This window comes from Occallatibacter sp. (genome assembly GCF_049510455.1).
In the GTDB taxonomy this organism is placed as follows: Bacteria; Acidobacteriota; Terriglobia; order Terriglobales; family Acidobacteriaceae; genus Telmatobacter.
Map to the genome: position 1 here is coordinate 20,184 of NZ_JBEKYX010000001.1, position 23,310 is coordinate 43,493.

At 59.3% G+C, this 23,310-nt stretch carries 21 protein-coding genes; 9 read left to right on the top strand and 12 right to left on the bottom strand.

Annotation, left to right across the window (positions count from 1 at the left end; translation table 11 throughout):
* The first annotated feature begins 60 nt into the window (after positions 1 to 60).
* Genes ABSG47_RS00075 through ABSG47_RS00100 form a run of 6 tightly spaced genes read left to right on the top strand, consistent with a single transcriptional unit; the run spans position 61 to position 3,007 of the window.
* The gene (locus ABSG47_RS00075) at positions 61 to 252 is read left to right on the top strand and encodes a hypothetical protein (protein ID WP_424164736.1); all 192 of its coding nucleotides are present in this window, start codon (positions 61 to 63) and stop codon (positions 250 to 252) included.
* Between the two features lie 37 nt (positions 253 to 289).
* Entirely contained in the window at positions 290 to 667 is a 378-nt protein-coding gene (locus ABSG47_RS00080; RefSeq protein WP_424164738.1) for a hypothetical protein, read from the top strand.
* Position 668: 1 nt separating this feature from the next.
* Complete coding sequence (locus ABSG47_RS00085; protein WP_424164740.1) at positions 669 to 1,394, top strand: hypothetical protein; 726 nt, start codon at positions 669 to 671, stop codon at positions 1,392 to 1,394.
* 51 nt (positions 1,395 to 1,445) lie between these two features.
* On the top strand, positions 1,446 to 1,709 hold the full coding sequence (locus ABSG47_RS00090) for a hypothetical protein (RefSeq protein WP_424164743.1): 264 nt from the start codon (positions 1,446 to 1,448) through the stop codon (positions 1,707 to 1,709).
* Between the two features lie 31 nt (positions 1,710 to 1,740).
* Positions 1,741 to 2,124 carry a PAAR domain-containing protein gene (locus ABSG47_RS00095; RefSeq protein ID WP_424164745.1) on the top strand — a complete coding sequence of 128 codons (384 nt, stop codon included), beginning with the start codon at positions 1,741 to 1,743 and terminating at the stop codon, positions 2,122 to 2,124.
* A 46-nt stretch (positions 2,125 to 2,170) separates the two neighbouring features.
* Positions 2,171 to 3,007 (top strand): DUF4123 domain-containing protein, encoded by an 837-nt coding sequence (locus ABSG47_RS00100; RefSeq protein WP_424164747.1) that lies wholly within the window; start codon positions 2,171 to 2,173, stop codon positions 3,005 to 3,007.
* 60 nt (positions 3,008 to 3,067) lie between these two features.
* Here the strand turns inward: ABSG47_RS00100 and ABSG47_RS00105 are convergent, their stop codons facing one another.
* The 10 genes from ABSG47_RS00105 to tssB all read right to left on the bottom strand — a co-directional run bounded on the left by ABSG47_RS00105 (position 3,068) and on the right by tssB (position 16,122).
* Complete coding sequence (locus tag ABSG47_RS00105; RefSeq protein ID WP_424164749.1) at positions 3,068 to 5,257, bottom strand: type VI secretion system Vgr family protein; 2,190 nt, start codon at positions 5,255 to 5,257, stop codon at positions 3,068 to 3,070.
* 51 nt (positions 5,258 to 5,308) lie between these two features.
* The gene (gene tssH / locus ABSG47_RS00110; protein WP_424164752.1) at positions 5,309 to 7,966 is read right to left on the bottom strand and encodes a type VI secretion system ATPase TssH; all 2,658 of its coding nucleotides are present in this window, start codon (positions 7,964 to 7,966) and stop codon (positions 5,309 to 5,311) included.
* A 30-nt stretch (positions 7,967 to 7,996) separates the two neighbouring features.
* Positions 7,997 to 9,109 carry a type VI secretion system baseplate subunit TssG gene (gene tssG, locus ABSG47_RS00115; RefSeq protein WP_424164754.1) on the bottom strand — a complete coding sequence of 371 codons (1,113 nt, stop codon included), beginning with the start codon at positions 9,107 to 9,109 and terminating at the stop codon, positions 7,997 to 7,999.
* Complete coding sequence (gene tssF / locus ABSG47_RS00120) at positions 9,073 to 10,920, bottom strand: type VI secretion system baseplate subunit TssF (protein WP_424164757.1); 1,848 nt, start codon at positions 10,918 to 10,920, stop codon at positions 9,073 to 9,075. The genes tssG and tssF overlap by 37 nt, the downstream gene beginning before the upstream one ends.
* A 4-nt stretch (positions 10,921 to 10,924) precedes the next feature.
* Entirely contained in the window at positions 10,925 to 11,392 is a 468-nt protein-coding gene (gene tssE, locus ABSG47_RS00125) for a type VI secretion system baseplate subunit TssE (protein ID WP_424164760.1), read from the bottom strand.
* 88 nt (positions 11,393 to 11,480) lie between these two features.
* Positions 11,481 to 12,842: a type VI secretion system protein TssA gene (tssA, locus tag ABSG47_RS00130; RefSeq protein WP_424164763.1), complete on the bottom strand. Its 1,362-nt coding sequence runs from the start codon at positions 12,840 to 12,842 to the stop codon at positions 11,481 to 11,483.
* Between the two features lies 1 nt (position 12,843).
* Positions 12,844 to 13,557 carry a type VI secretion system accessory protein TagJ gene (locus ABSG47_RS00135; RefSeq protein WP_424164765.1) on the bottom strand — a complete coding sequence of 238 codons (714 nt, stop codon included), beginning with the start codon at positions 13,555 to 13,557 and terminating at the stop codon, positions 12,844 to 12,846.
* A gap of 6 nt (positions 13,558 to 13,563) precedes the next feature.
* Entirely contained in the window at positions 13,564 to 14,049 is a 486-nt protein-coding gene (locus tag ABSG47_RS00140; RefSeq protein ID WP_424164767.1) for an Hcp family type VI secretion system effector, read from the bottom strand.
* A gap of 70 nt (positions 14,050 to 14,119) precedes the next feature.
* Positions 14,120 to 15,607 (bottom strand): type VI secretion system contractile sheath large subunit, encoded by a 1,488-nt coding sequence (tssC, locus tag ABSG47_RS00145; RefSeq protein ID WP_424164769.1) that lies wholly within the window; start codon positions 15,605 to 15,607, stop codon positions 14,120 to 14,122.
* Complete coding sequence (tssB, locus tag ABSG47_RS00150; protein ID WP_424164771.1) at positions 15,607 to 16,122, bottom strand: type VI secretion system contractile sheath small subunit; 516 nt, start codon at positions 16,120 to 16,122, stop codon at positions 15,607 to 15,609. The genes tssC and tssB overlap by 1 nt, the downstream gene beginning before the upstream one ends.
* 369 nt (positions 16,123 to 16,491) lie before the next feature.
* Here tssB and tssK (ABSG47_RS00155) point away from each other — a divergent pair, with 369 nt between their 5' ends.
* Positions 16,492 to 17,847, top strand: coding sequence for a type VI secretion system baseplate subunit TssK (gene tssK / locus ABSG47_RS00155; protein ID WP_424164773.1), 1,356 nt, complete (start codon positions 16,492 to 16,494; stop codon positions 17,845 to 17,847).
* 58 nt (positions 17,848 to 17,905) lie between these two features.
* On the opposite strand, the gene ABSG47_RS00160 is transcribed toward tssK (ABSG47_RS00155), so the two are convergent.
* Both ABSG47_RS00160 and ABSG47_RS00165 read right to left on the bottom strand, forming a co-directional pair.
* Positions 17,906 to 18,436 carry an energy transducer TonB gene (locus ABSG47_RS00160; RefSeq protein WP_424164775.1) on the bottom strand — a complete coding sequence of 177 codons (531 nt, stop codon included), beginning with the start codon at positions 18,434 to 18,436 and terminating at the stop codon, positions 17,906 to 17,908.
* Positions 18,437 to 18,574: 138 nt separating this feature from the next.
* On the bottom strand, positions 18,575 to 20,911 hold the full coding sequence (locus tag ABSG47_RS00165; RefSeq protein ID WP_424164777.1) for a hypothetical protein: 2,337 nt from the start codon (positions 20,909 to 20,911) through the stop codon (positions 18,575 to 18,577).
* Between the two features lie 342 nt (positions 20,912 to 21,253).
* On the opposite strand from ABSG47_RS00165, the gene tssK (ABSG47_RS00170) reads away from it, so the two are divergent.
* On the top strand, positions 21,254 to 22,606 hold the full coding sequence (gene tssK / locus ABSG47_RS00170; protein WP_424164779.1) for a type VI secretion system baseplate subunit TssK: 1,353 nt from the start codon (positions 21,254 to 21,256) through the stop codon (positions 22,604 to 22,606).
* Positions 22,603 to 23,310 (top strand): DotU family type IV/VI secretion system protein, encoded by a 708-nt coding sequence (locus ABSG47_RS00175; protein ID WP_424164781.1) that lies wholly within the window; start codon positions 22,603 to 22,605, stop codon positions 23,308 to 23,310. The genes tssK (ABSG47_RS00170) and ABSG47_RS00175 overlap by 4 nt, the downstream gene beginning before the upstream one ends.

A 23,310-nucleotide genomic window follows, 5' to 3' on the forward strand; every position in this document is an offset into this window, starting at 1 on the left:
ACCTAAAGGGAATGTCAAGCAAAAATTTCGTAAGGGACGGCTCTTGGCCGCCGATAAAATGTGCGTACCTCCGGTCCTGTCCCGCTGCTTGCAGCCAAGGCGGATTTTTCGATGCGCCTGCCCATTCCGCTTCACTATCTGGCACGAACCTTTTGCGCCGCAGTCCCGTTTGCGCTCACCCGCGGCTCGCGCAAAAAGGCATCCTCTCTTGCGCCGGTTAAGCTATGGCTGTATCGTGCATTTCAGAGTTAAAACGCTTCCATTTCAGGATGTATTTTTCTTCAGGCACATGTCATCTCTCATGCAACCCTTCAAGATCGGCGAACGAACGCATACAGCGTTTCGCGAAGATGCGGAACGGCGCTATATAGCATCCGTGGTGGCGTTTCTGAAAAAGAACTTCCCCGAGCTGGCCGAGGAGGAACCGGAGAAGCTGGCCAGCTTTGCCACGGCAATGGTGAATAAGGCCAAGGGATACGGCCTCGGCACCAAGCGGGATGCGGCCTTCTACGTGATCACGGCCCGGCTGCTGGGACAGGACTTCGACGAAAAGCACGAGCGGGCGCGCCGCGTTCTCGCTGCTCCATTACCCGGCCCGGAAAAGGCCGATCTGCTGCAGCGGGTCACCGTCGAGCATCTGGATTCAGCCGGAAGGACGCAGGAATAGGATGAGCAGCAGCGGCAACACGAATCCAGGCGGCGGGTCAAGCGCTACGCAGGCGTATTCCAATGCCTCGCAGACCTTCCCCGCCACGCCGACTGACAGCACCACGACGCCCTGCGCGAATAAGTCCGTATACTCCACGCCCACAACGGCAGCAGCCTCGCCTGCCGCCGCGACCAATGCATCGCCTGCCGCCACGACCAATGCATCGCCTGCCGCCACAACCAATGCCTCGCCTGCCGCCGCAACCGATGCACCGCTCGACCAGGCTACGACGGATCGCATCAAGGCCATCCCCAAGGGATCGCGGCCCGATCCTTCGACCTACATGAGCAAGGATCAGATTGACGCGCACCTGGCCCAATTCGACAAGGGAGCCGCGCGCTTCATGACGCAAGGCAATCTTGCCAAATACGGGCCATCGCAGCGCGATGGAACCTCCTTCATGATGCCCGGCAGCGAGGCCGACGCCTTGCTTGCCAAAGCCGGCGGAGATCCGAATGCGCTGGAAGACGCACTCGGCCTGCCCAGAGGCACGCTCGAAAACAACCCCCTTGTGCGCGTGGATGTGCCAAGTCCGCGCAGTTGCGGCCTGCGTGTACCCTCGGGCAATGAAGCCGGCGCAAACGATCTCTGGATTCCCGGCGGCAAGCTGCCTGGCGGCACCTCGGAGGCCGTTATCGACCTGGGAAAAGCTCCACCTGGAGCCTTCAAGGCGGCTCCCGTCTGATCCCGGCCGCAGCAGCCGCACCACTGAGTCTTGTATTTTTGATGAGGTCTTATGAAATTTGTCGACACTTATGTTTTCCGCGATGACCGCTTCTCGATTGGCACCGAGGAGCAGAGTGGCGTGCATTACCTTTCCATCCCGGTCAGCAACGGGCTGGTGGAGTACGAGGAGTATTACGCGCTCGACCCGGTGCTCTTTGCGCGCGCGCCGGGGAATATCGAGCAGTTACGCGCCTTTGCCGAAGAGTGCCGTCAGCACCACATGGATGACCGGCTGATTGTGAAGCCGGGCACAAAGCGCGGCCTGCCCATTTAACGCAACGAAAACGCAACGAAGAGGAGGAACAATGCCGCCAGCAGCGCGAGTCACCGACATGCACACATGCCCCATGGTTACCGGGATCATCCCGCACGTCGGCGGTCCGATTCTTCCGCCGGGCTGTCCCACCGTGCTCATCGGTTTTCTACCGGCGGCCCGGATGACCGACATGCTCACCTGCGTGGGACCACCGGACCTGATCGCGATGGGATCTCCGACGGTTCTCATCGACTTTCTGATGGCCGCGCGCATGGGCGATCCCACGGACCACGGCGGCGTCATCATTCTCGGCGAGCCAACTGTGATGATTGGCGAGTCGGGCGGCGGAGGAGCCGCCGGAGGAGGCGCACAAGGCGCGGCAATGACTGCGGCAGCTAAGAGCGGCAGCCCGTTCTGCGAAATCTGCAGCTAGCAGTAACAGGAAGCAGTAACAGGAAAAGGAGAGAGGCTTGGAGTACGTGCTCGAAATCAGACCGGCGCTAGGTGATCCACAGATCATCTCCCTGCCGCAGTCGGGCACCATCACGGTGGGCCGGCAGTCGCCCGCCGACCTGGTCGTCAACGACCAGTTCATGTCTCGCGCGCATTTTCAGCTCCAATGCAACGGACCGCTGATCATACTCTTCGATCCCGGCAGCAGCAACGGCACCTATATCAATGGCGTGCGCTCGCGCAACGTTCCGCTGCGCCCGTGCGACACCATCTTCGCTGGACGAACCGCCTTCCGCTTTGCACAACTCGTCAACGGCAAGCCGGCGCTTGAGTATCTGCCGCCATCGCCCGGCGAGATGCTGCCTTGGCAGCAGCAGATTCTCGACGTGATCGGATCCACCTGCAACTATGCGATTCTGGACGGCGCCATCAGCCCGGCAATCCTCGATCTGCTCAATCAGTCCGGCACGTACTACCAATCGCTCTATGAGGGCGAGCAAAGCGCCGACATTGCCCGCTACGGCCCCTATGTGGCCCAGTTGCAGCCCGAGCGGCCTTTTCTGCCGTACCTGGTCAAGGCGGCATGGGGCATGTTCTGGGGAGTCTTCCTCGGCTCGGATCAATCCTTTGAAGAGACGAGAAGGCATCTGCGGCGCTTCTTGATTGTGGACAACAACTCAGGCAGCAAGTCGATCTTCCGCTTCTACGATCCGCGCGTGCTGCGCGTCTTCATTCCCAGTTGCGAGCCCGCGCAGAGGAAAGATTTCTTCGGTCCCGTTCGCTGCTACTTTGCTGAAACCGAGCCGGCGCCGGGCCTGACCGCCTTCACTCCGGACGGCCAGCAGAAGGTATCGCTCGAATGAGTTTGCCGCCCGCGCGCTGAAACTCATGGCGCGGGCGGGCATTATGATCGATGCGTCCAGTTAACTCCCCTCCTGCAACGCTCCGCCAACAGTGCCGTCGTCGGCCTCGTCCGGGGTTGACGGGGTCTTCGGATCGGTGGGCGCCGTCGGAGGCGTCAACGAACCGGCCATGCCTGGAAGAGCCATTCCACCACTATTGATGAGAACCATGGTTCCGGAAATCGAGATGCCGGCATCTGAGATGGTGATATATCCACCAGGACCGCTGAGCGTAATTCCGGTCGCTGCCTCAATGACCAGAGTTGAACCCGACTGTACGTAGGCCGCCCCGGTCACGGTCATCGAATAACTGCCGCCCACCTGCACCGCATTGCCGCCACCGACATTCTGCGAGTTGTTTCCGCCAATCTTCTCATTGAGATTGCCGCCTATATCCTGCGAATTATCCCCGCCGGTCTTGAACATCTGATTGCCGGTAATGTTGAGCGATTCATTTCCGCCGACCTTCTCGGTGCGGTTGGAGCCGATAGTGATGTCCTCGTTGCTGGCGACGCTTTCTACACGATTACCCTTGATGGTTAAGTCGTGATCCTGGCCAATCTGCTCTAACAGGTTGCCAGTCACCATCAGCGATTCTTTGCCGCCGACAAATACCCGGTGATCCTTCTCAACGCGATGATCCATATCCATTTCCGCGTTGAGAAAAATCTGTTCGGAGCCTTTCTTATCCTCAAAGCGCAACTCGTTGGCGTTGCTGGCACTGCCGCCCTTGCTGCTGCGCGTTACCCAGCCGGAGCGTGTGCTCATATCCGGCAGCGCGTACTTCGGCATGTTGGTGGCGTTGTAAACCGATCCAACCACTAACGGATTGTCGGGATCTCCATTCAGAAATTCAACAACAACTTCATCGCCGACGCGCGGCCAGAAGTATGCGCCCCAGCCATTGCCGGCCCACTGCTGCGCCACCCGCACCCAGGTATTGTCAACCGTGTTGTCCTTGCGCAGCTTGTCCCAGAAAAACTGGACGTTCACGCGGCCCATAGCATCGAGATGAATCTCTTCTCCCGACGCGACAACCACCTTTGCCGTTTGAGGGCCATATATTCTTGGCTTCTCAAATGTCTGGGGCGGCTTGTAAATGACAGTGGACAGCACCGCCATAAAGCGGTTGCGATAGGGATTCTCGGAACTGGTTTTGGTGCGATACGACGGACTCTGATCGACTGAGTGCGTTACCCCAGCCAGCAGATACGTACCGTTCAATGTCGGGTGCTCGCTCAGCGTAAATTTGTATCCGGGCAGCATGGTGCGGAGAGTTCCGTTGCCGCGATACGTTTGAAAAACCGACTCCGAAGCCTGGAATCGCGCCGTAGAAATGAGATTGATCAGACTGGTCTCGTCGGGTTCGGGATTTGGCCCCGAGATGGACTTGATGTACCCTTCAGCACCGGCCGGATAGGGGTAAACGTTATAGGAGTTCACCCCGTATTCGCTTTTACTCTTCGATTGCGATGAGTCGATGCGCTTGTAACTCCGATAGCTGTAATCCCCGGTGATGTGCGTGCCGGAGACCATTGAGGCTTCCATAATGAATTCCGTGACGCGCGATCCGTAGGCGCCTTCTTCCCCGGAACCGCTTACTTCAAACTTTACCGCGGAAACGACAGGGCAATCCTGATAAGCCCTGGCGCCGTCGGCAAGAATGATCTTATTGTCACCGTCGGAGTGCTCAAACCAGTAATTGATACCTTGCTCCTGCAGCAGGCGGGAGACGAAATGAAAATCGGATTCTGAGTATTGTGTGCAGTAATCGAGCTTGGTGTAAGTGCCGGTTGTACCGTCTTTGACAGACAGGCCATAGTTGCTGAAGATTTGCTTCACAATATCCAGAACCGTCATGCTCTGGAAGACGCGGCAATCGGTTGAGAGCGTAAGCTCCCACATGGATGGCATGATGGTGGCGTAGTACTCATTGAATTCTCCGTCTCCCGCGCCCTGCTCAAAGGAAGTGACAATCCCATTGATCCATCGCGTGCCGGCGCTGTCCGTCAGCGTAATGGCGACAGTGACATTGGTCCCGACAATATCCGTAGGATCAATCGTCGTGCTTGCATCCGCCAATAAGTCCACACGAAACTCGGAGAGATGCGAGATCCCCTCCGAGCCCGTAAGCCCTTCGATGAGCAGCACGTCCTTGCCCAGCGGGGTCGTTAACTGCATTAACCGGTCGTCTTGTGTCAGGTCGCTCATTCCGCTCCGCCCTTACGCGCAGAGAATCCGCGCTCGTCTCATGCCCCAGTCTCAGGCTTCAACGAGCTCGGAATCCCATGCATACGTTAATTCGCCGCCGGCAACCGAAACCTGCACGCGGTTAGCCGATGTGCCTTCCGCAAGCCGCCCGAGAATCTGGCGTGAAAGATCCGGAAGCATGGTGTTGGACAATATGTTATCCACGTTTCTTGCGCCGCTCTCAACTTCCGTGCAGCGCGCGGCCACTTCATTCAAGAGCGCATCGCCGTAGTCGAGCGTGATCCTGTGCGTTTCCTTGAGCCGCTTCTGAATCTTGCCCAGCTTGAGCCGGATAATCTGCTTCAGCGCCTCGTCGCGCACCGGATAGTACGGGATAATCATCAACCTGCCCAGGAACGCAGGCTTGAAGACCTTATCAAGCTCCGGCTTCATGGCCTTGGCCAGCGTCACATGGTCCGGCGTCGTCTCCGGGTCGGATGTCAGCTTCGCAAGCAGATCGGTCGCCGCATTGCTGGTGAGCATAATAATCGTGTTACGGAAGTCGATCTCGCGGCCTTCGCCGTCTTCCATGCGGCCTTTATCGAAGACCTGGAAGAAAAGCTCAAGCACATCGGGATGCGCCTTTTCAACTTCGTCGAGCAGCACCACGGAATAAGGCCGCCGCCGCACAGCTTCCGTCAGCACGCCGCCTTCGCCGTAGCCCACATATCCCGGAGGCGAGCCCTTCAGCGTGGAAACGGTATGCGCCTCCTGAAACTCCGACATATTGATGGTGATCATGTTGCGCTCGCCGCCGTAAAGAATATCCGCAAGCGCAATCGCGGTCTCCGTCTTGCCCACGCCGCTCGGTCCAACCAGCAGGAAGACGCCGACCGGCTTCACCGGATCGTCCATGTTGGCGCGCGAGGTAAGAATACGCCGAGCAATGGCCGCAAGCGCATGATCCTGGCCGATGACGCGCTTCTTCAGATGCTCATCCAGCGTCAGCACCGTATCGATCTCGTTCTTCACCATCTTGCCCAGCGGAATGCCCGTCCACGCCGAGATAACTTCACCGACAATCTGCGAATCCACGGAGACGCGCATCATGCCCTTCTCGCCTTGCAGCTCCGAAAGCTCAGCCTCCAGCCTGCTCAGCTCGGCCTGCGTCGCCGGGTCCGCCGGAGCGGTATGATCGGCTGTTTCCAGCTTTTCTTTCAGCGCGCGGATGCCGCCAATCAGCTCCTTTTCCTTCTCCCACTGCACGTTCAGAGTGGCCTTCTCCGCGGTAGCCGTTTCAACCTCAGCGGCAATCTGCTCCAGCCTCTCTGCGTGGTTCGCACCCACCTTGGTCTCGCGCTCCAGCACGCGCTTCTGCACTTCCAGCGCATCAATCTTCCGCTGGAGATCCTCAATGCGCGGCGGAGTCGTGTTCTGGCCAAGCGACAGGCGCGCGCAAGCCGTATCCAGCACGCTCACGGCCTTATCCGGAAGCTGACGCCCCGCAATATACCGGTGCGAAAGCTTAACCGTGGAGGTGACAGCCTCATCCAGAATCCGCAGGCCGTGGTGCTTCTCAAGCGCGCCGACAATGCCGCGCAGCATGATCGCCGCAACATCCTCTGACGGCTCTTCCACCTTGACCACCTGGAAGCGCCGCGCCAACGCCGGGTCCTTCTCAAAGTATTTCTTGTACTCGGACCACGTCGTCGCCGCAATCGTCCGCAGCTCACCGCGAGCCAGAGCCGGTTTCAACAGGTTGGCGGCATCGTTCTGTCCAGCCTGACCGCCCGCGCCAATCATCGTATGCGCTTCGTCAATAAAGAGAATGATCTTCGTCGTCGAAGACTTCACTTCGTTGATGAGCCCCTTGAGGCGATTCTCAAACTCGCCCTTCACGCCGGCGCCGGCCTGCAACAGCGCCAGATCGAGCGTGTGAAGATGCACGCCCTGCAGCGCTGGCGGAACATCGCCCAGCGCCACGCGGTTCGCCAGCCCTTCGACCACAGCCGTCTTGCCCACGCCTGCCTCACCAGTAAGGATGGGATTGTTCTGGCGGCGGCGCATCAGGATGTCGATCATCTGGCGAATCTCCGCATCGCGGCCCAGCACCGGATCGATCTTGCCGGCCTTGGCATTCGCCGTCAGGTTCACCGTGTACTGATCGAGATGCGGCGTCTTGCCGCCGGAAGCGCCAGCGCCGGTTGGAGCTTCGCCCGCCTCCTGCGTCGCGCCCGTGGCCAGCGCCACCTGGCTCTCACGCGAGGCATGCACAATGTCGTAGAAATTGGCGCGCAGCACCTCCGGCGAAACCTTCGCCAGTTCCTTGCTGGTTTCCTTCACCAGCCGCGACAGCTCCGGATTATCCAGCAGCGCCAGCAGCGTAAAACCGGTGCGGATATTCCCCGCATTGAAGTCAAGACTGGCCACGGACCAGGCCTCGGTCAGCATCTTCACCAGGTACGGGCTGAAAGCTGGCGACCGCGCATTTCCCGACTTCAAGTTGTCAAGTGCGCGCTCCAGCTCAGCCGTCAGCCGCGAGCGGTTTACCTCAAAGTGCTTCAGGATCGAGGCCACATCGTTATCGGTCGCATCGAGCACCTTTGTAAGGTAGTGCTCGATTTCAATGTCGTAATGCGTGCGCCCCACGCACAACCCCGCGGAAGCCTCAAAGGCCTTGCGAGTCGCATCGTTTAACTTGCTGATCAGTGTCTTCAGATTGGTGCTCATGCCCGTATCTCTCCCCGCTGCAATCTTTCGTTACTGCACTAGATACTTCGCGTCGCCCGGATCGCGTTCGACAGCCCGGGTACGCAGCCAACTCACAAATCCCAACTGCGGGCCTGCCTGCCCCGCAGCGCCAAGCTCGCAGAACGGCACATCCTCACGAGCCAGAATCAACTGCACTTCCGCTTCATAACTTCCACTGGAATAAAACCGCACCCACGCCGCCAGCTCATGATACGCACTCTGTCCCGGCAGCAGGCTGCGGTATTTTTCAAAACCCATCGGTCCCAGAGCAATGCCGATGCGGCCATGATGGTCATACACTTCATCGCCCGCAATCGTGCCCACTCCCAGCCGCTCATTCGAGCCGCCAAAGCCATTCATCCACGTCTGGTCCTCGCGGCGCAGCTTTCGCCACGCGCCCGCAAACTGCTGCACCTTGGCCGGAACCTCGAAGTAATCTTCCAGCAATTGCTCCAGCACAGATGCCGAACGCACATGCCGGCCAAGCAGCCCAGCATAATTGAGGTACGCCGCATCGGGAATCCCTGCGCGACCAAGCAGCGCGCCGGTGCCCATGCCCAATATGTCGTACAGCTTTTCGGAGAGCCGGTCTTTGCCCGTACGTTCATATTCGACAAAGAACCGGTATTTCTCCCAGCCGCGATAAAAGAATGAGACCATGCGATGGTTGAAGATGTTGAAGAACTCCTCCAACGCATAATCCTTTTCCTTGGCGCGCGCAATCAGCAGCTCCGTATACGGAGTGGGCATGACGGAGATCGCCGCATTCAGGCCCATGAATTCGACCGTCATCTCCAGTTGCCCTGTCTCCAGGCGGCGCGTCTTGTGAATCTCGCTCGCCGGAAACTCAAGTGAAGTGCGCGAAACAAAGCGGATCGTCTCTCCCTGCGGAGTCACAAAATATCCCACCGGCTTGCGTGGCGCCTCCATGCGCTGCAGCATCCGCACGGCCTGAAAGAAGTGCACGCGAAAGGGCTCCACGTCCAGAAGACGCCGAATCTCGCGCAGCTTCGGGTCGTCAACCGCCTCAAGCTGGTCGACAACGATCGTCTCAACCGGATCGACCGCGCTTTCTGCCTGCGCTTCTATAGAAGGGTTTGCGTTCCCGCTCTCGGTGGCCATTTTGCCAGCACCTCCTTTCGCAAAGTGCTGCGCGCCGTCAGTTGCGCAAAGCTGTTCATTGAGGCGTATCCGGCCAGAAATCTCTCCAGCACCGCGGCAAACAGATACAAGCCCGCTCCAGCAAACTGCTGCTCGTCGAAATCGATCTCCACCTGCGTCCCGCGCGCCGGAACCAGTCCGTATGCCGAATTGACCAGCGCAAATCCCGGCTCCGTTTTGAGGTTCAGGATCGAGCCCACCTGGTTATCGGTGGCCACCTGCTCCGTCATATTATGCAGCCGTAGAATCTCCTGCAGCGCGTCGCATCCTTCTTCACACAGTGACAGATAATTCAGCGAAAGCAGCGAGACGAGCCGCCAGACATGCCCCTTGCCCGCAGGCGGATCGCAGCTCTGCGTAGGACGGCGGAAGGCAATCACGTTTTTCGCTGCAGGATAGCCCGGGATCTCGAAATCCCCCTGCTCGTTGCCGAACCGGATGCGCGACGGCTGATCGAAGTTGGTACACAGCGTCTTCACCATCAGCACATCGGCTTCCGGATCGACGAAACTTCCCTTCAGGTCAACAATGGAGATCGACATGGCCGACGGCTGGCGCTGCCCCAGCTCATTCATGCTGCGCGACGCCACCCAGAAGGCCATATCCGGCTGGTTGCGCGTCTGGTGCCGGTAGGCATGGAACGGTTCCAGCGCTATGGATTGGCGCAGCCGGGGATTCGTGGCCACCACGTCCTCGATGCTGAAGACCTCCATGATCTCGGAGTGCCTGCTGTCGGGAATGACCGCGTACTCATGCCGCATCTGGTTGAGCAGAATCGGTTCCGCGCCCTGCGAAAACAGGTTGACCGCCGGCGTGCACCCCAGCCGGAAGGTGCGTTCATTCACTCCAAGCTCCAGCACCTGCTCGCGCTCGAAGCGCTCGAAGCACCCGATGATAAATACCAGCTCGGCCTCATCCGTAAAGCCGCCGGCAGCCAGCGGTTCCAGTCCCGTCACATCGAAGAACAGAAACTTATCCGGAAACGCGAAGTACTCCTGCAGCAACCGGTGGCCATCGATGGACCGGCGCACAAACGGCAACAGGCTCTCATCCCGCGCAAAGCCAACCGGCTGAATCTGATCCTTGTTCAGAACGACAACCCGGCTCTCATCCTTTGGATCGCGGAGCTGAATCTCGATGCACTTCTCGAAGAGCAGCTCATAGACGGTGTAAACCACGTTCGCGTCACCGGCCAGATGGAAGCGCAGCCGGCTCAACGGTTGACCCGCAAAGGTGGCGTCACGCTGGCACTGAAGTTTTACCCTTACCGCGGCTCCAGCCTGCGCGCCGTGCGTGGAACGCGGCGGACGCTTCATCCGCTCAGGCTGGTTCCACTCGGCTGCGGAAACATAAAACGGCCAGAGGTCCACGTCGTACGCCGTCCGGAAGCGGCATGGCAACCCATCCACCGTGCCTTTGGAAACAAGCTGCGCGCCCCTCGGCACGCGCATCACCTCCGTCTTTTTCCCCTGCGCGGGATCGCGCTGGCACTCCACAATCGTCATGGAAGGCATGGGCCGAAGATAGCCGGGATGAATGACGCGCGTCAGTGCTTCAAAGACTTCGGGGAAGTCATCGTCAATGCGCTTGTGTACGCGCGCCGCAAGCAGAGCAAAGCCCTCCAGCAGCCGGCTCACATGCGGGTCCTCGCAGCGTTCCGGATCGAGCAGCAGTCGCCCCGCAATGTTGGGATACTTGCGCGCAAACTCGCCGCCCATCTGGCGCAGATAGGTCAGCTCGCGTTCGTAATACTCCAACAGCTCTTCGCGCATTGCTCTAGGAAACCTCGTACTCCCCGCTGATCAACTCCAGAACCGTATCGAACTTGATGTCTTCCTTCGTATCCTCGTAATGAATCTGTCCTTCAATGTGAAATCTCAGGCTGCGGGCCAGCGTGTCGGATCGCGTGAGAAAAACGCGCGGCTGAGAAATGCGCGGCTCAAAGATCCGAATGCATTTCTCAAGAGCGCCCGATACCGCATCCTTGTCATTCCCCTGCGAGTGATCGAAGTTCTGCAAATCGGGAAAGCCATAGTTGAATACGGATTTGGCGACCTCTGGAAATCGCTCCAGGATGGGCATCACCGGCTTGCGTGTATTCAACATCCACTCCAGATCGCGCCGCAAAGCATCCCGGTACTTGTCCATCGATTCTTTGCGCGTCTTCGGCCAGTCATCCTGCGAAAGGAGGAATCGGTCAATGATCGTCTGCGTAACAAGCGTCTCTGTTCTGACCCGCGCCAACCGTTCCTCCTTTCCAGATTTGTTCGGCATTCCCGCGTATTTCGCGTGGCGTCCTGCTCCCGGCCCGAGCCCGATAAATCGCTCGGCGCTATCCCTGGCCCAGCACCGTGGAGTCAATCCATCGCTGCGTCTCCGGATTGGCCGCGCCTGTATCGTCCTCCAGAATCCAGTACCGCAGCTCCGGTTGAACGGCCAGCAGATTCCGCATGGTCCCCACCACCGCTGCCGAAAGCCCCTCCGCGCCAATCTCCTGCGCGGCCTTCCATATATACCGGTGCAAATCGAGCCATCCACGGGCGCACTCACTGGCAAGAATCGGCAGCGACACCCGGATCAATTGGGCCCAGGCTCCCTGTTGAGCTAACGAGCGCAGCGCAAAGCGCACATCCGGTGTGGGCCCCACGGCAAAGCCCGGTTGCGGCGACTGCCCCTGCATCAGCGTCTCGCCCAGCCGAAGTCCCGCGCAGATCAGATACGGCACAGCCGACCGGCTGTCAGCGTCAAAGAAATACTCCGCACTTGCCACGACAGATCCGTAGGCCGCACCCAGCTCTCCCGGAGCCCCCATGCGCGGAATCTGCAGGGAAAATCCCGGAATGCCGGCCTGCGCTCCGCCTTCGGCTCCTTCACCCTCGCCCCCTTCACCCGGCGCTCTTGGCGCCACCGGATCAGGCTCGGTCTTCCGCTTCTCATTCAGAAGTGTCTCAACAACCCGATGCACCGCTTCGAGCGATTCCACAAACTTCTCGATCGATGGATAGAAATCGGTCCCGTACGCCTCGCGCTGATAGCTATCCAGCGTTGCCACTGCTTCGAGCGTCGCCCGCAGCGCCGCATCGGCATCCGAGTAAACAGCCTTCGGAGTGGCCAGGAAGGCCTGGTCGAAATCCTCTGCCGTAAGCCGCCCGCGATTGATCGCATCCTGGCGCGACTCGCGCCTGGAGTCCGACGTCGCATCCTTCTCGTATCCAACAATGCGGGAGTCCGTGTAGACATCGAAGCTCAATCCGCTCTTGGTCAGCGGCAGTTTGCGGACGGCGTCGGTCAGCAGCCGCGTGGCCGCATCCACAGACATGGCGCGATACTCAAGGTCGCCGCCATCCTCCATCATCGGATAGATCGTGTCCCAGAAGGTCTCCTGCAATCCGCGCAGCAGCTCAATGGACGGAGCCAGCACGGAAAAACCCTCCAGCCGGATGCTCGATTCGATGTACCAACCGGCCAGGCGAAGGTCTTTACTGCGCTTGGCAACCGTCTCCCCGGACAGCTTGTTCGCCGTGCGGAAATCGGCCTTTTTCCTGTTCGTTACATCCCATCCGCCAGAGGGCAGATCGTCCACATCCTCGCGTCGAGCCTCTTTGATCTGCTCAAAAACGGGGTCGTAGTAAAGTTCCGGCCCGGAGGGATTATCGCCTTCAATCGGCGTCAGCAAGTCATCGCGCAGCGGCATCTCAGGATTCCTTCTCCTCCGCCAGCCACTGCACGCTCAACAGTTCCAGGATCGGAACATCGGCTCCATCCACAAGCATCGTCTTTGCCCCATACGGAATCGCGTCGTATTTCTCATCCGCCTCCCAGACAGACTCGCGGCCAAGCGCGACAATCTCTTCCGGATAACGGAACGACAGCGGGCAAATCGCCGGAATCAGAACCTCACCCAGATCCTGCAGCCGGAACTCCTTGCTTGTCTCGATGCGAGCCCTCGCCCAGATCAGATCGCGCAAATTCGCCGGTTTCTCTATTTCGAGGCGGCGAAGATGCTGAAATGGAATCCACGTATAGCTACCGGCAATAAAAACTTCAAGATTCGAACCGATGCGCGGGTCCGGATCGGAAATATCGTCAAATGGTTTGCCATTCAGAAAGCCCCCGTACGCGGGACTGTCCTTTACCTCCGGTGTTTCGCCGCTGGCAAACATCTCCGAACGCGTCCGCTCCGCATGCACTGCGGTCCGGTACATTAATGCTCCGCCCGCGGCCTTGGCCTCGGTGGTGGCAAGCATGTCAAGTTGCTTCTCCGCGCGATCATACTCGCCCGCAAAAAGCAGAAGCTCGAAGAGAAACGTGCGGCGCGTGGCGTCGAGTGGATTGGATCTCAACTCGTCGCCAAGCGCCTTGATCGCTTCCCGCAGTTTTCCTTCGCGGTACAGCTCTTTGGCTGTCATCTGTCCTCAGGAAACCTTGTTCGCCTTCAGATCGTAGGTAACCGCGGCCACAGCCGTCAGGATACCCTTCTCGTCCTGTGTGCTGTATTCCACCTTGATCTTGTTGTAGCTCAAAGAAACACTCTCCGCCGGAACTTCGCTCGATCCGCTGACCGACAGAGCGGTGACGAACAGTTCCTCGAAGGAAACCTTCAGGAACGGCTTGCCGCCTCCACCTGTAACACCGGATTTGCAAGCGCTCAGCACGCCGGTCTTGATGTGCGTGCCCGAGATCAGCGCCTTGAAAAGTGATGGGCTGGCCTTGTCGTAGTACTTCATCACATGGATGTTATCCAGGGTGACCTTGCCCGCGCCCGAACCGCCGGTTCCTGCAACGGAGCTAATCTGGTTGCCGCCCCAACTGAAGGAAAGAAGCGTAATCTCATCCGTGTGGCCGTCCGCCACCGACTCGCCCGTAATGCTATCGAGCTTCAGAAAAAAATCTACCGCCATAAGATGAATCCTTTCACGTTATCGCCTCCGCAAGGCGAGCTGAAGGTAATCTCAAACGAGCAACGCCAACTTATTTGCCCGCAGGTTTGGGAAGTTCCGCCACCAGACGAAGTGAAACGGTTAGTTCATCCAGTTGGAAGTGGGGACGCATGAAAGCCACCGCGCGCAGAGCGCCCGGATTGCCTGGTACTTCCATGACTTCAATGCGCGCCTCACGCAACGGACGCTCGGCCTTTGCCTCTTTCGAAGCATTGTCGTCGGCAATCACGTAGTTCGCGATCCACTGGTTCAGATAAAGATCCGCCTGGCTCCGGCTCATCGGACTGCCAAGCTTATCGCGCATCATCGCCTTCAGGTAGTGCGCAAAGCGGGACATGGCCAGCATATACGGCAGTTGCGCCGAAAGCTTCGCGTTGGCATTCGCCTCGTCCTTGTCGTACTTCTTCGGCTTGTTGGCCGTCTGCACGCTGAAGAACGCCGCGTAGTCCGTACCCTTGCAATGCACCAGCGGAACCAGGCCCTGATCGGCCAGTTCCTTTTCGCGCCGGTCAGTGATCGATACCTCTGTCGGGCACTTCAATGCAACATCACCTTCGTCCGTACGGAAGTTGTGTACCGGCAATCCTTCCACCAGTCCACCGTTCTCCACACCGCGAATCGCGGCGCACCAGCCGTACTTGGCAAACGAGTTCGTCAACCGCGCGCCCAGCGCATAGGCCGCATTGCCCCAAAGATACTTGGAGTGATCCGAACCATCCACGCCTTCTTCGTAGGCAAACTCCTCGATGGGCCGCGTCTCCGCGCCGTAAGGCTCGCGCATCAGGATGTGCGGCATCGTCAGTGCCACGTAGCGCGAATCATCCGAAGCCCGGAAGCTCTTCCAGCGAGCGTACTCCGTGCTATCGAAGACCTTTGAAATATCGCGGATGCCGGTAATCTGGCCAAATTGCGAAAGATTCAACAGCTCTGGACCAGCCGCGGAGAGGAACGGAGCATGCGCCGCGGAGGCCACCTGGCTTACCTTCTCCAGCAGCTCAATATCCTCGCCCGTGCGGGTGAACTCGTAGTCGCCGATCAGTGCTCCGAACGGAGCGCCACCGTAGATGCCGAACTCCTCTTCATAAGCCTTCTTGAAGAGCGCGCTCTGATCGAACTCCGGCGCGCGCTGCAAGTCGCGCAGCAGGTCCTTCTTCGAGACATTGAGCACCTTGATCTTCAGCATGTCGTTCGTTTCGCTGTTGTCCATCAGGTACTTGATGCCGCGCCACGTGCCTTCCAGTTTCTGGAAATCCTTGTGGTGCAGAACCTCGTTCAGTTGTAAGGAAATCAGCTTGTCAATCTCCGCGATGCGAGAACCGATGGTCGCTTCGGCGTCGCGCGAGAGAGTCATGTGCCCGTCAAGAACCTGGTTGATGAACTCCTTCACCATGTCCTTGCCGCGCTCCTGAGAAGCGTTGTCCTTGCCAAACCGGCCCTGAGCGACGATCGAATCCAGCAGCGTTACTTCCGTAGTTTCTGTGGCAGCAGCCTGAGCGGCTGCCTGGTCAGCGGTGCTCATCAGTTACCCCCTTCAGACTTCTTGTCCAGCTCGGTCTTCAGCTTGTTCAATTCCTCGGTGTTGGAAACGGCATCGAAGAGCGCCTGATCCAGTTGATCGTTGCCCTGCAGGCTGCCGCGCAGGTTGGAAAGACGCGTGCGAAGATCCAGAAGCTCCTTGATGGGTCCAACCTGCTCAGCCACCTTTGCGGGCGAGAAGTCGTCCATGCTTTCAAACTTCAGATCCACAGCAATCTGGCCGGCCTTGTCGCTGAGCTTGTTCTCAACCTTGAATTTCAGATGGGGCTGCATGCCCTTAAGCACGCTGTCGAAGTTGTCGGGGTTGATCTCGACAAACTTGCGGTCCTTCAGCGCCGCCAGCGGCTGTTCAGGATGACCGGTCAGATCGCCCAGTACGCCCATCACAAAGGGCAGTTCCTTCATCTCGATCGCGCCGCCCGTTTCCACGTCGTAAGTAATCTGCACCCGAGGAGCCCGGACGCGACTAAGTTTTTGCTGGGTGCTCTCCCTGCCCATACAACCTCCACTATTCGATTGATTTCCGTGACACTAACCTGAACACAACATCGGACGTGCTGTCTACTGGATTTTGCTTGGAGAAGATTACTTTAGGGCAATGAAATCGAGCGACAAACCCGGTTACTACGGGCGTAACAAAAGGCGCCAATTGGCGTCATTGTTCAGCCATTCAATTTCAGTGCTATTTTCCCCAGTGAGATAGACCGAGAAAAATTATGCTCTGGCTCTGTCGCTGTGTCAACTCCGTTATTTTTTTTTGAAAATTCCTCATCGCAATCTGCGCATTTATTCCCGCATCGCGCCTGCGCACCCATAGTGACGTTCCGCTCATTGTCGTATCATGCGATACTCAGGCGAGGCCCCAACATGAGACAACTTCAACCAGTCGTTTGGTCGAAAGGAACGTTTCTTTCACCGCAGCATTTGCAATGCCAGGAGCGATTTGTTGAAGATTGCGCGCGGTTTTATCTCGACTCGCTCAACCCGCATCTGTGGGGCCTGCGCGAGCTTCAGATCGACACCAAAGCCCTCTCGGAAGGCCGCCTCGCCATCCTCAGCGCATCGGGCCTGTTTCCAGACGCGCTGCCCATCGACATCCCAGCCTCTGAACATCCGCCCGCGGCGCGCGTCCTCGACGAGCGCTTCCGCCAGGGCATCACAAGCTGCATCTTCTACCTCGCCATTCCGGAATATCTGCACGGCGGCATGAATGTCTCCGTAGACCGCGGCAACGTCAGCACGCGCTTTCAGGCGCAGGTGCTCATGGTCCGCGATGAAAACTCCGGCAGCGCGGAAAAGCCTGTGCAGGTGGCACGCAAGAATCTCCAGATACTCGCGGAAGGCGAAAGCCGCGAGGGCTCCGTCACGCTCGCCTTCGCCCGCGTGCTCCGCTCGCAGACCGGCTCCTATCAGCTCGATCCCGACTTCGTTCCGCCGCTCATGAATGCTCATGCACACCCTCTGCTCAAAGGCATTCTGAGCAATCTCATTGAACTCATCGTCACGCGCTCCAGCCAGCTCTCCGGCGCGCGCCGCCAAAAAAACCAGTCCCTCGCGGATTTCTCCGCCGCGGACATCGCCAACTTCTGGCTTCTCTACACCATCAACAGCCATCTGCCAGTCTTCCGGCATTATCTTGAATCAGGCACAGTGCTGCCGGAACAGCTCTTCACCGAGATGGGCGCACTGGCCGGCGCGCTCACCACCTTCTCGCAGAAAATCGCACCCAGAAATCTGCCGCCCTATCATCACGAACAGCTTGGCATCTGTTTCACAGAGATGGATCGCCTCATCCGCATCATGCTCGATAGCGTGGTGCCCAGCAACTTCATCTCACTCCCGCTCAAGTTCGTGCGTGACACCATCTACGCCACGTCCATCGACAAGGATGCGTACTTCCAGGGCTCGCGCTTCTATCTCGCCGTCGCATCGGACACGCGCGACGCCGACCTCATCGAGCGCGTGCCCAAGCTGATGAAGACCGGCTCAGCCAGCGAGATCGAGTTGCTCATCCGCAATGCGCTTCCGGGCCTCAGGCTGGCCTACGTAGCCACGCCGCCGCGCGCCATCCCGGTCAAACTCAAGCATCACTACTTTGCGGTAGAACAGGGCGGAACATTCTGGGATTCCGTAGTGCGCTCACGAACCTTCGCCAGCTACGCACCCTCGGAGATTCTCAACCCGTCGATGGAACTGATCATCCTGCTGCCTGAAGCACAGTAAAGGCTACACGCATCAACCGAAACCTCCCACTGGGGACAATTCGCTCACGAACGGGATCTTATTCGACAGGGCATGAATCTTTACTGAACGGCAGCTTCTTCTTGCCTCCCAAGGCGAACGTAACTTTTATCGTTGTTTGCACCTCGACGGGTTCGCCGCGCAGGAGATAAGGGCGGTACTTCCACTCTCGGATGGCCTTGAGCGAAGGTTCCTGTAAGGCCGCCGGGCCGCATTCGACTTGAAGGTCCACAATCTCTCCTATCTTAGAAATTGTGGCCTTAAGAGTCACAATTCCGGATATGCGGGCTGCTTTGGCTGATTTTGGGTATTCCGGATCAACCTTGTGGATCAACATGCCAAGTGCCATACCTTCAGGAATGAGGACGGCCTTCGAATCGGATCGAGGCACATTCGTCGGCGTGTCAGCGAGCGGGGCACTTTCAGAAAAATCGCTGAGGTGGACTGGCTCAGGCTCATCTACACTTGCTTCATCGAAATGAAATTGCCCCGGGTTCTGCCCATTGGCAAAGGTTGCAATCAGCGCGATGAAAACCAAAGCTGCTGAGAAACAGCGAAGTTTGTGCTTCACAGGAGTGCAACCGCCTTTTCGGAAATCGCCACGATTTATAGCTTAGTAAAGCATTTGAATCGGATGGCAGCCGCTGTTGGCGAAGCATTACCCGAACTCGCATTTAGCCCCAAAGGGACGCTCAGCTGGCAATCCGTCTTAGTGCTTCATCACGAACACTACCGTCACGATCAACGCAATCAGCAGGAAGATAATCACCACCAGAAACAGCGGAATCAACTGCTGCAGCTTGTTAGGCGCAGCCGCTGGAGCAGCAGGCGCCGGTGCCGCAGGAGGCTGCAGATTCATCTGCGGCATCTGCATATGCGGCATCTGCATTCCGCCGCCTCCGCCCATACCGCCAGGAGCAGCCTGCCCCGGCGCTCCCATACCGCCCGCATGCATCATCGCCTGCGGATTCATCTGCGGCGCTTGCATCTGAGCCGGAGTGAACTTCATTCCACCCGGCATCGCTGGCATACCCGGCGCGCCGCCGGTTGGCTGTGGCGCAGCCGCTGCGGCAGGCTGATCCTGCGCTCCACCGCCGCTCCGCAATGCCGACTCCCGCATCTTTGAAGCATTGATGATCCGCGTCACCTCGCTCGGCCCTGAAGGCTCCTGTGGTGTAGCCGCTGCCGGAGTCGGCGAACCCGAGCCAGAGCCCGCGCTCACCGGCCTGGACATCGCGCGCGTTGCATCGCCGCCGCTGGATGGAGCGGGCGTATAACTCCCACCGGAAGATCCAAATCCGCTCGACGCCGCCGGAGCGGACGAAGAAGGCGAACCGAGCGTCTCAAAAGTCTTTGTCCAGGAATCCCCCGCCGGCGCTGGCTCCGGGGGAGCAGGCGCGCGATAAGGCGCAGACGAAGTGCTGTCCAGTCTACTCAGCAGCCGCGTAACACTGACATTCATGCCCGGATCCGAATTAGGCCCAGATGACGGCACCGAGGGCGTAACGCCAAACCCGCTCGACGCGCTCGGAAAAGGATCGGGCCGCGCAGCAAAGCTACTCGCCTCTCGCGCAGGCTCCCACGGCGCACTGGCTGGCGGCGGCGCAGCCGCGGAACGCGAAAGAATCTGCGTAAATGACGCCGGATCGGACGGCGGAGCCGCAGGCGTGCTCGGCGCGCTGCTTCCCGCACCGCTCAACGCCCCGAACATCTGCGTCAGTGAAGGCTGCGGAGTGCTGGACGACGGAACAGGCCCACCGGAAAGCGCGCGATCCCGCTCCTCCGCTGGAAGCTTCGCAAACAGCGATGTGAACCCACCGGAAGAAGGCGCAGAGGAAGCCGCAGGGGCAGCCGCCAACGGCGAGGCCGGAGCAGGCGGAAATATCGGCACAGATGGAGTTACAGGCGCAGTCGGCGGCGCAATCGAAAACGATGCCGTCGCTGTTGGATCCGGCGGGGGCGCAGGTGCCGGAGCGGAAACAGGCACAGGTGTCACCGGCGCGGAACTAGCCGCAGCACCGCCAAACGCGGCGAACGATCCCGTCGCCGACCGCCGGAACGCAGCCGTAGCGGATTCAGGATTAGCTGAAGGCGCAGGCGTCCTCGGCGTCTCCGAAGTAGCGGCAACGGTGCTGAAGAGCGCCGTAAATCCTCCCGCTGAAGGCTCTGGAGCCGGCGCCGGCGGGATCACCGGCGCGGCAGCCGGCACAGACGCGGGCGGCGCAGCAGCCGCTCCTCCAAAAGAGCCAAAAACCTGCGTGAACGATCCCGGATGCGACGGCTGTTGCGAAACAGGCTGCGCGGCGACTGCCGGAAACACCGGCTCAGGCTCTCGCGCAGGCGGCGTCACAGGCGCGCTCGGCGGCGCGGAAACCTTGCCGAAAAGCTCCGTAAATCCACCCGATCCGCCTGAACCCGATCCAGATCCCGAACCCGGCGCAGCCGCCGGTGTTGCAGCCGCAGGTGTTGCCGGTGCAACCGAAAACGAAGCCGTCGCCCCGCCAGCACCGGAGCTCGCCGGCGCTGCAGCCGGCCGTGTCTGAAACATCTGCGTAAATGCGCCCGGCGAGGAAGCCGCAGGCTGAGCCGGTGCGGGCGGCGGCGGTACAGGCGGAGTCTGCGCAGGCGCTGCAAATGCATTCTGCGCTGAAGTCGAAAACGAGCCCGTAGCGTCCGCCGCGCGCAGCCGCTTCAAAATATCATCCTGATTTCCCGAATGAAACGCGGACGGCGTAACCTCATGCACCACCGGCCCGGATTGGGAAACTGCCGGAGCACCGAAAGCCGGATCAAAAGACACAGCACCCGCTGGAGAAACAGGATTCGCCGAAAAAGCAGGAACCGCTGGAACAGAACGCTCCGCCGCAGGCTTCTTTTCTCCGTCCATCAGCAGGCTCAGCAGATCGTCATCGGCAGTTGCGGGTGCGGCTCCAGGCTTCACGATTCCAAACGCCGCCGTAGCCCCGAAGTTCTGCCCCGCATCGCCCTCTTGCGCTCCCTGCCGATTGCCCGGCTCACCCGACTTCCACTTCTCCTCGGTACCCATCTCTGCAGCCTCCAATCGCTGCCAACTCACGCGTCTTTCATCACCACGCAAGATTAACCCAAATCGCTTGAGGAAAATGCATTTGCGTTCTAATATAGCCGACGTTACACTTCGAGCTGTCTCATCACTATGCTATGTCGGTGCCGTGTTCTGTACGAGACCCGTTTTAAGACGGGTCCCGTATCGAATTCTTTCGGCAATAGTGTACGAATGAGATAGCTTAGTGGCTGGTTTCATTCGCAATTCTGGTTTTTATTTTGGGAGGGCCGCCTTGCCTTTGTGCTGTCGCGCCGTTCCTCTCCTTTGCTCATCGTTCTGTCACAGGTAACGGCGGTCCCCTTTATGAAATTCCTGTCGCGTGTTGTGTGGTCTGAAGGAATGCACCTCGGCCCCCATCACTTTCAGGCACAGAGCCGGTATTTTGAAGACACCCTTTGGTTTCTGAATGCGTATCTGCATCGGGAGCCGTGGGGCGTTCTGCACTTCTCCATAGACGCCGCCGCTCTCAAGAATGGTGTCGCCACACTCAGCTTCGCCTCCGGAATCCTCCCCGACGGCCTCGTCTTCGATCTGCCCGATTGCGACGCCCCGCCGCCGCCGCTCCCGCTCGACAAAGTCTTCACTCCCACAGACAGCGAGGTACTTTTGTACCTGGGAATTCCCAAACGGCGGGACGACGGAACCGACACCAATCTCTCCGGCAACGGCTCCTCGCGTTACAGCGCCACGCAAAAAACCATTCGCGACGACGCCTACGGCAACGGCGAGTACAACGTCTCCTTCGCGCACAAGAACTTCGCGCTCCTCAGTCAGGCGCAGGTCACCGGCGATATGGTCGCCTTCCCCATCGCCCGCATTCAGCGCGACGGCAAGGGCGGCTTCATGTCCGATCCCGATTTCATCCCTCCCTGCCTGCGCATCGCCGCCTGTGAAAATCTCGTCCTGCTCCTGCACAATCTCGCGCACGCCATCGAGGAAAAAATCGCCTCCACCCGCGCCGTCCGCGGCACCTCGCGCGGCATGGAGCTAGGCACCTCCGCGCTCGACGTCGCCAACTACTGGTTCATCCACGCGCTTTCGGTTTCGCTGCCCGCGCTGCGCCATCATTTGCAGGATCGCCGCAGCCATCCTGAAGACGTCTATCGCGATCTCGCCCGCCTCGCCGGAGCGCTCGGCACATTCGCCGTGCAAGCTCGCCCTAATGAGATCCCGCCCTACCGCCACGGCCTCCTTACGGCTACCTTCGGCGAAATGGATGCGCTCATCCGCAAGCATCTTGAGATCGTCGCGCCCTCCAACACCGTCACGCTCGACTTCAAGCAATCCGCGCAATATATTTATTCCGCGCCGGTTCTCGATGAACGCTGCCTGCGCCGGGCGCGCTGGATCTTCGGCATCCGTTCCTCCATCGCGGAATCCGCGCTGCTGCGCCAGGCTCCGCAGTTGATCAAAATTTGTTCCAACGAAGGTGTCGGAAAGCTCGTTCAGCGCGCGCTGCCCGGCATGGAGCTGGCGCACCTGCCAGTTCCGCCATCCGCACTGCGCGCACAGGCTGACATGCACTACTTCTCTGTATCCATGGCCGGGCCCTGCTGGCAGCACATTCTCCAGACCAAACAGGTCGGAGTCTACCTGCCCGGAGATCTCGGCGATGCGCAATTCGATCTCACCGTCATTCTGGAGGCCAACTCATGACCACCGCTGCCCCCGCCTCTGCCAGTCCGGAGCCGAAAACCAACAACCTCGCTCTCGTCTTCCAGGAGGTCTTCACCGTCGTTCTCCGCACGCGCGTCCTCGGCCAGCGCGTGGAGAGCGCGGATTACTTCCGCACCAGCCTCCGCCAGATGATCTCGGGCGCCGTCAAAGACGCCTCCGCGCAGGGTTACTCGGACGAGATCACCCGCATGTCCATCTACGCCATCATCGGCTTCGTCGATGAAAGCATTCTCAACTCCAAAGATCCCGTATTCGCCGACTGGGCGCGCCGCCCCTTGCAGGAAGAGATGTTCGGAGCCCACGTCGCCGGCGAAATGTTCTTCAAGAACCTCACCGACCTGCTCAATCGCCCCGATTCCTCTGAAGTTGCCGACGCGCTTGAGCTCCACGCCCTCTGCCTCATGCTCGGCTACCGCGGCAAATTCGCCTTCGGCGATGCCTCCGAGATTCAAACCGTTCTTCAGCGCATTCGCGACAAGATCGTTCGCATCCGCGGCTCCTGGACGCTCTTCCGTCCGCTGGAAGCACCGGCGGCGCCCACCGCAAAAGCTGCCGATCCATTTGTCGCACTGTTAAAAATCGCTGCCATCCTGATTGTTGTCTTTACTGTGCTTGCCTACGCCGGATACATTTTCTTTCTCGGACAATCTGTATCCTCGGCAGCCACCTCCGTCGTTGGTTGA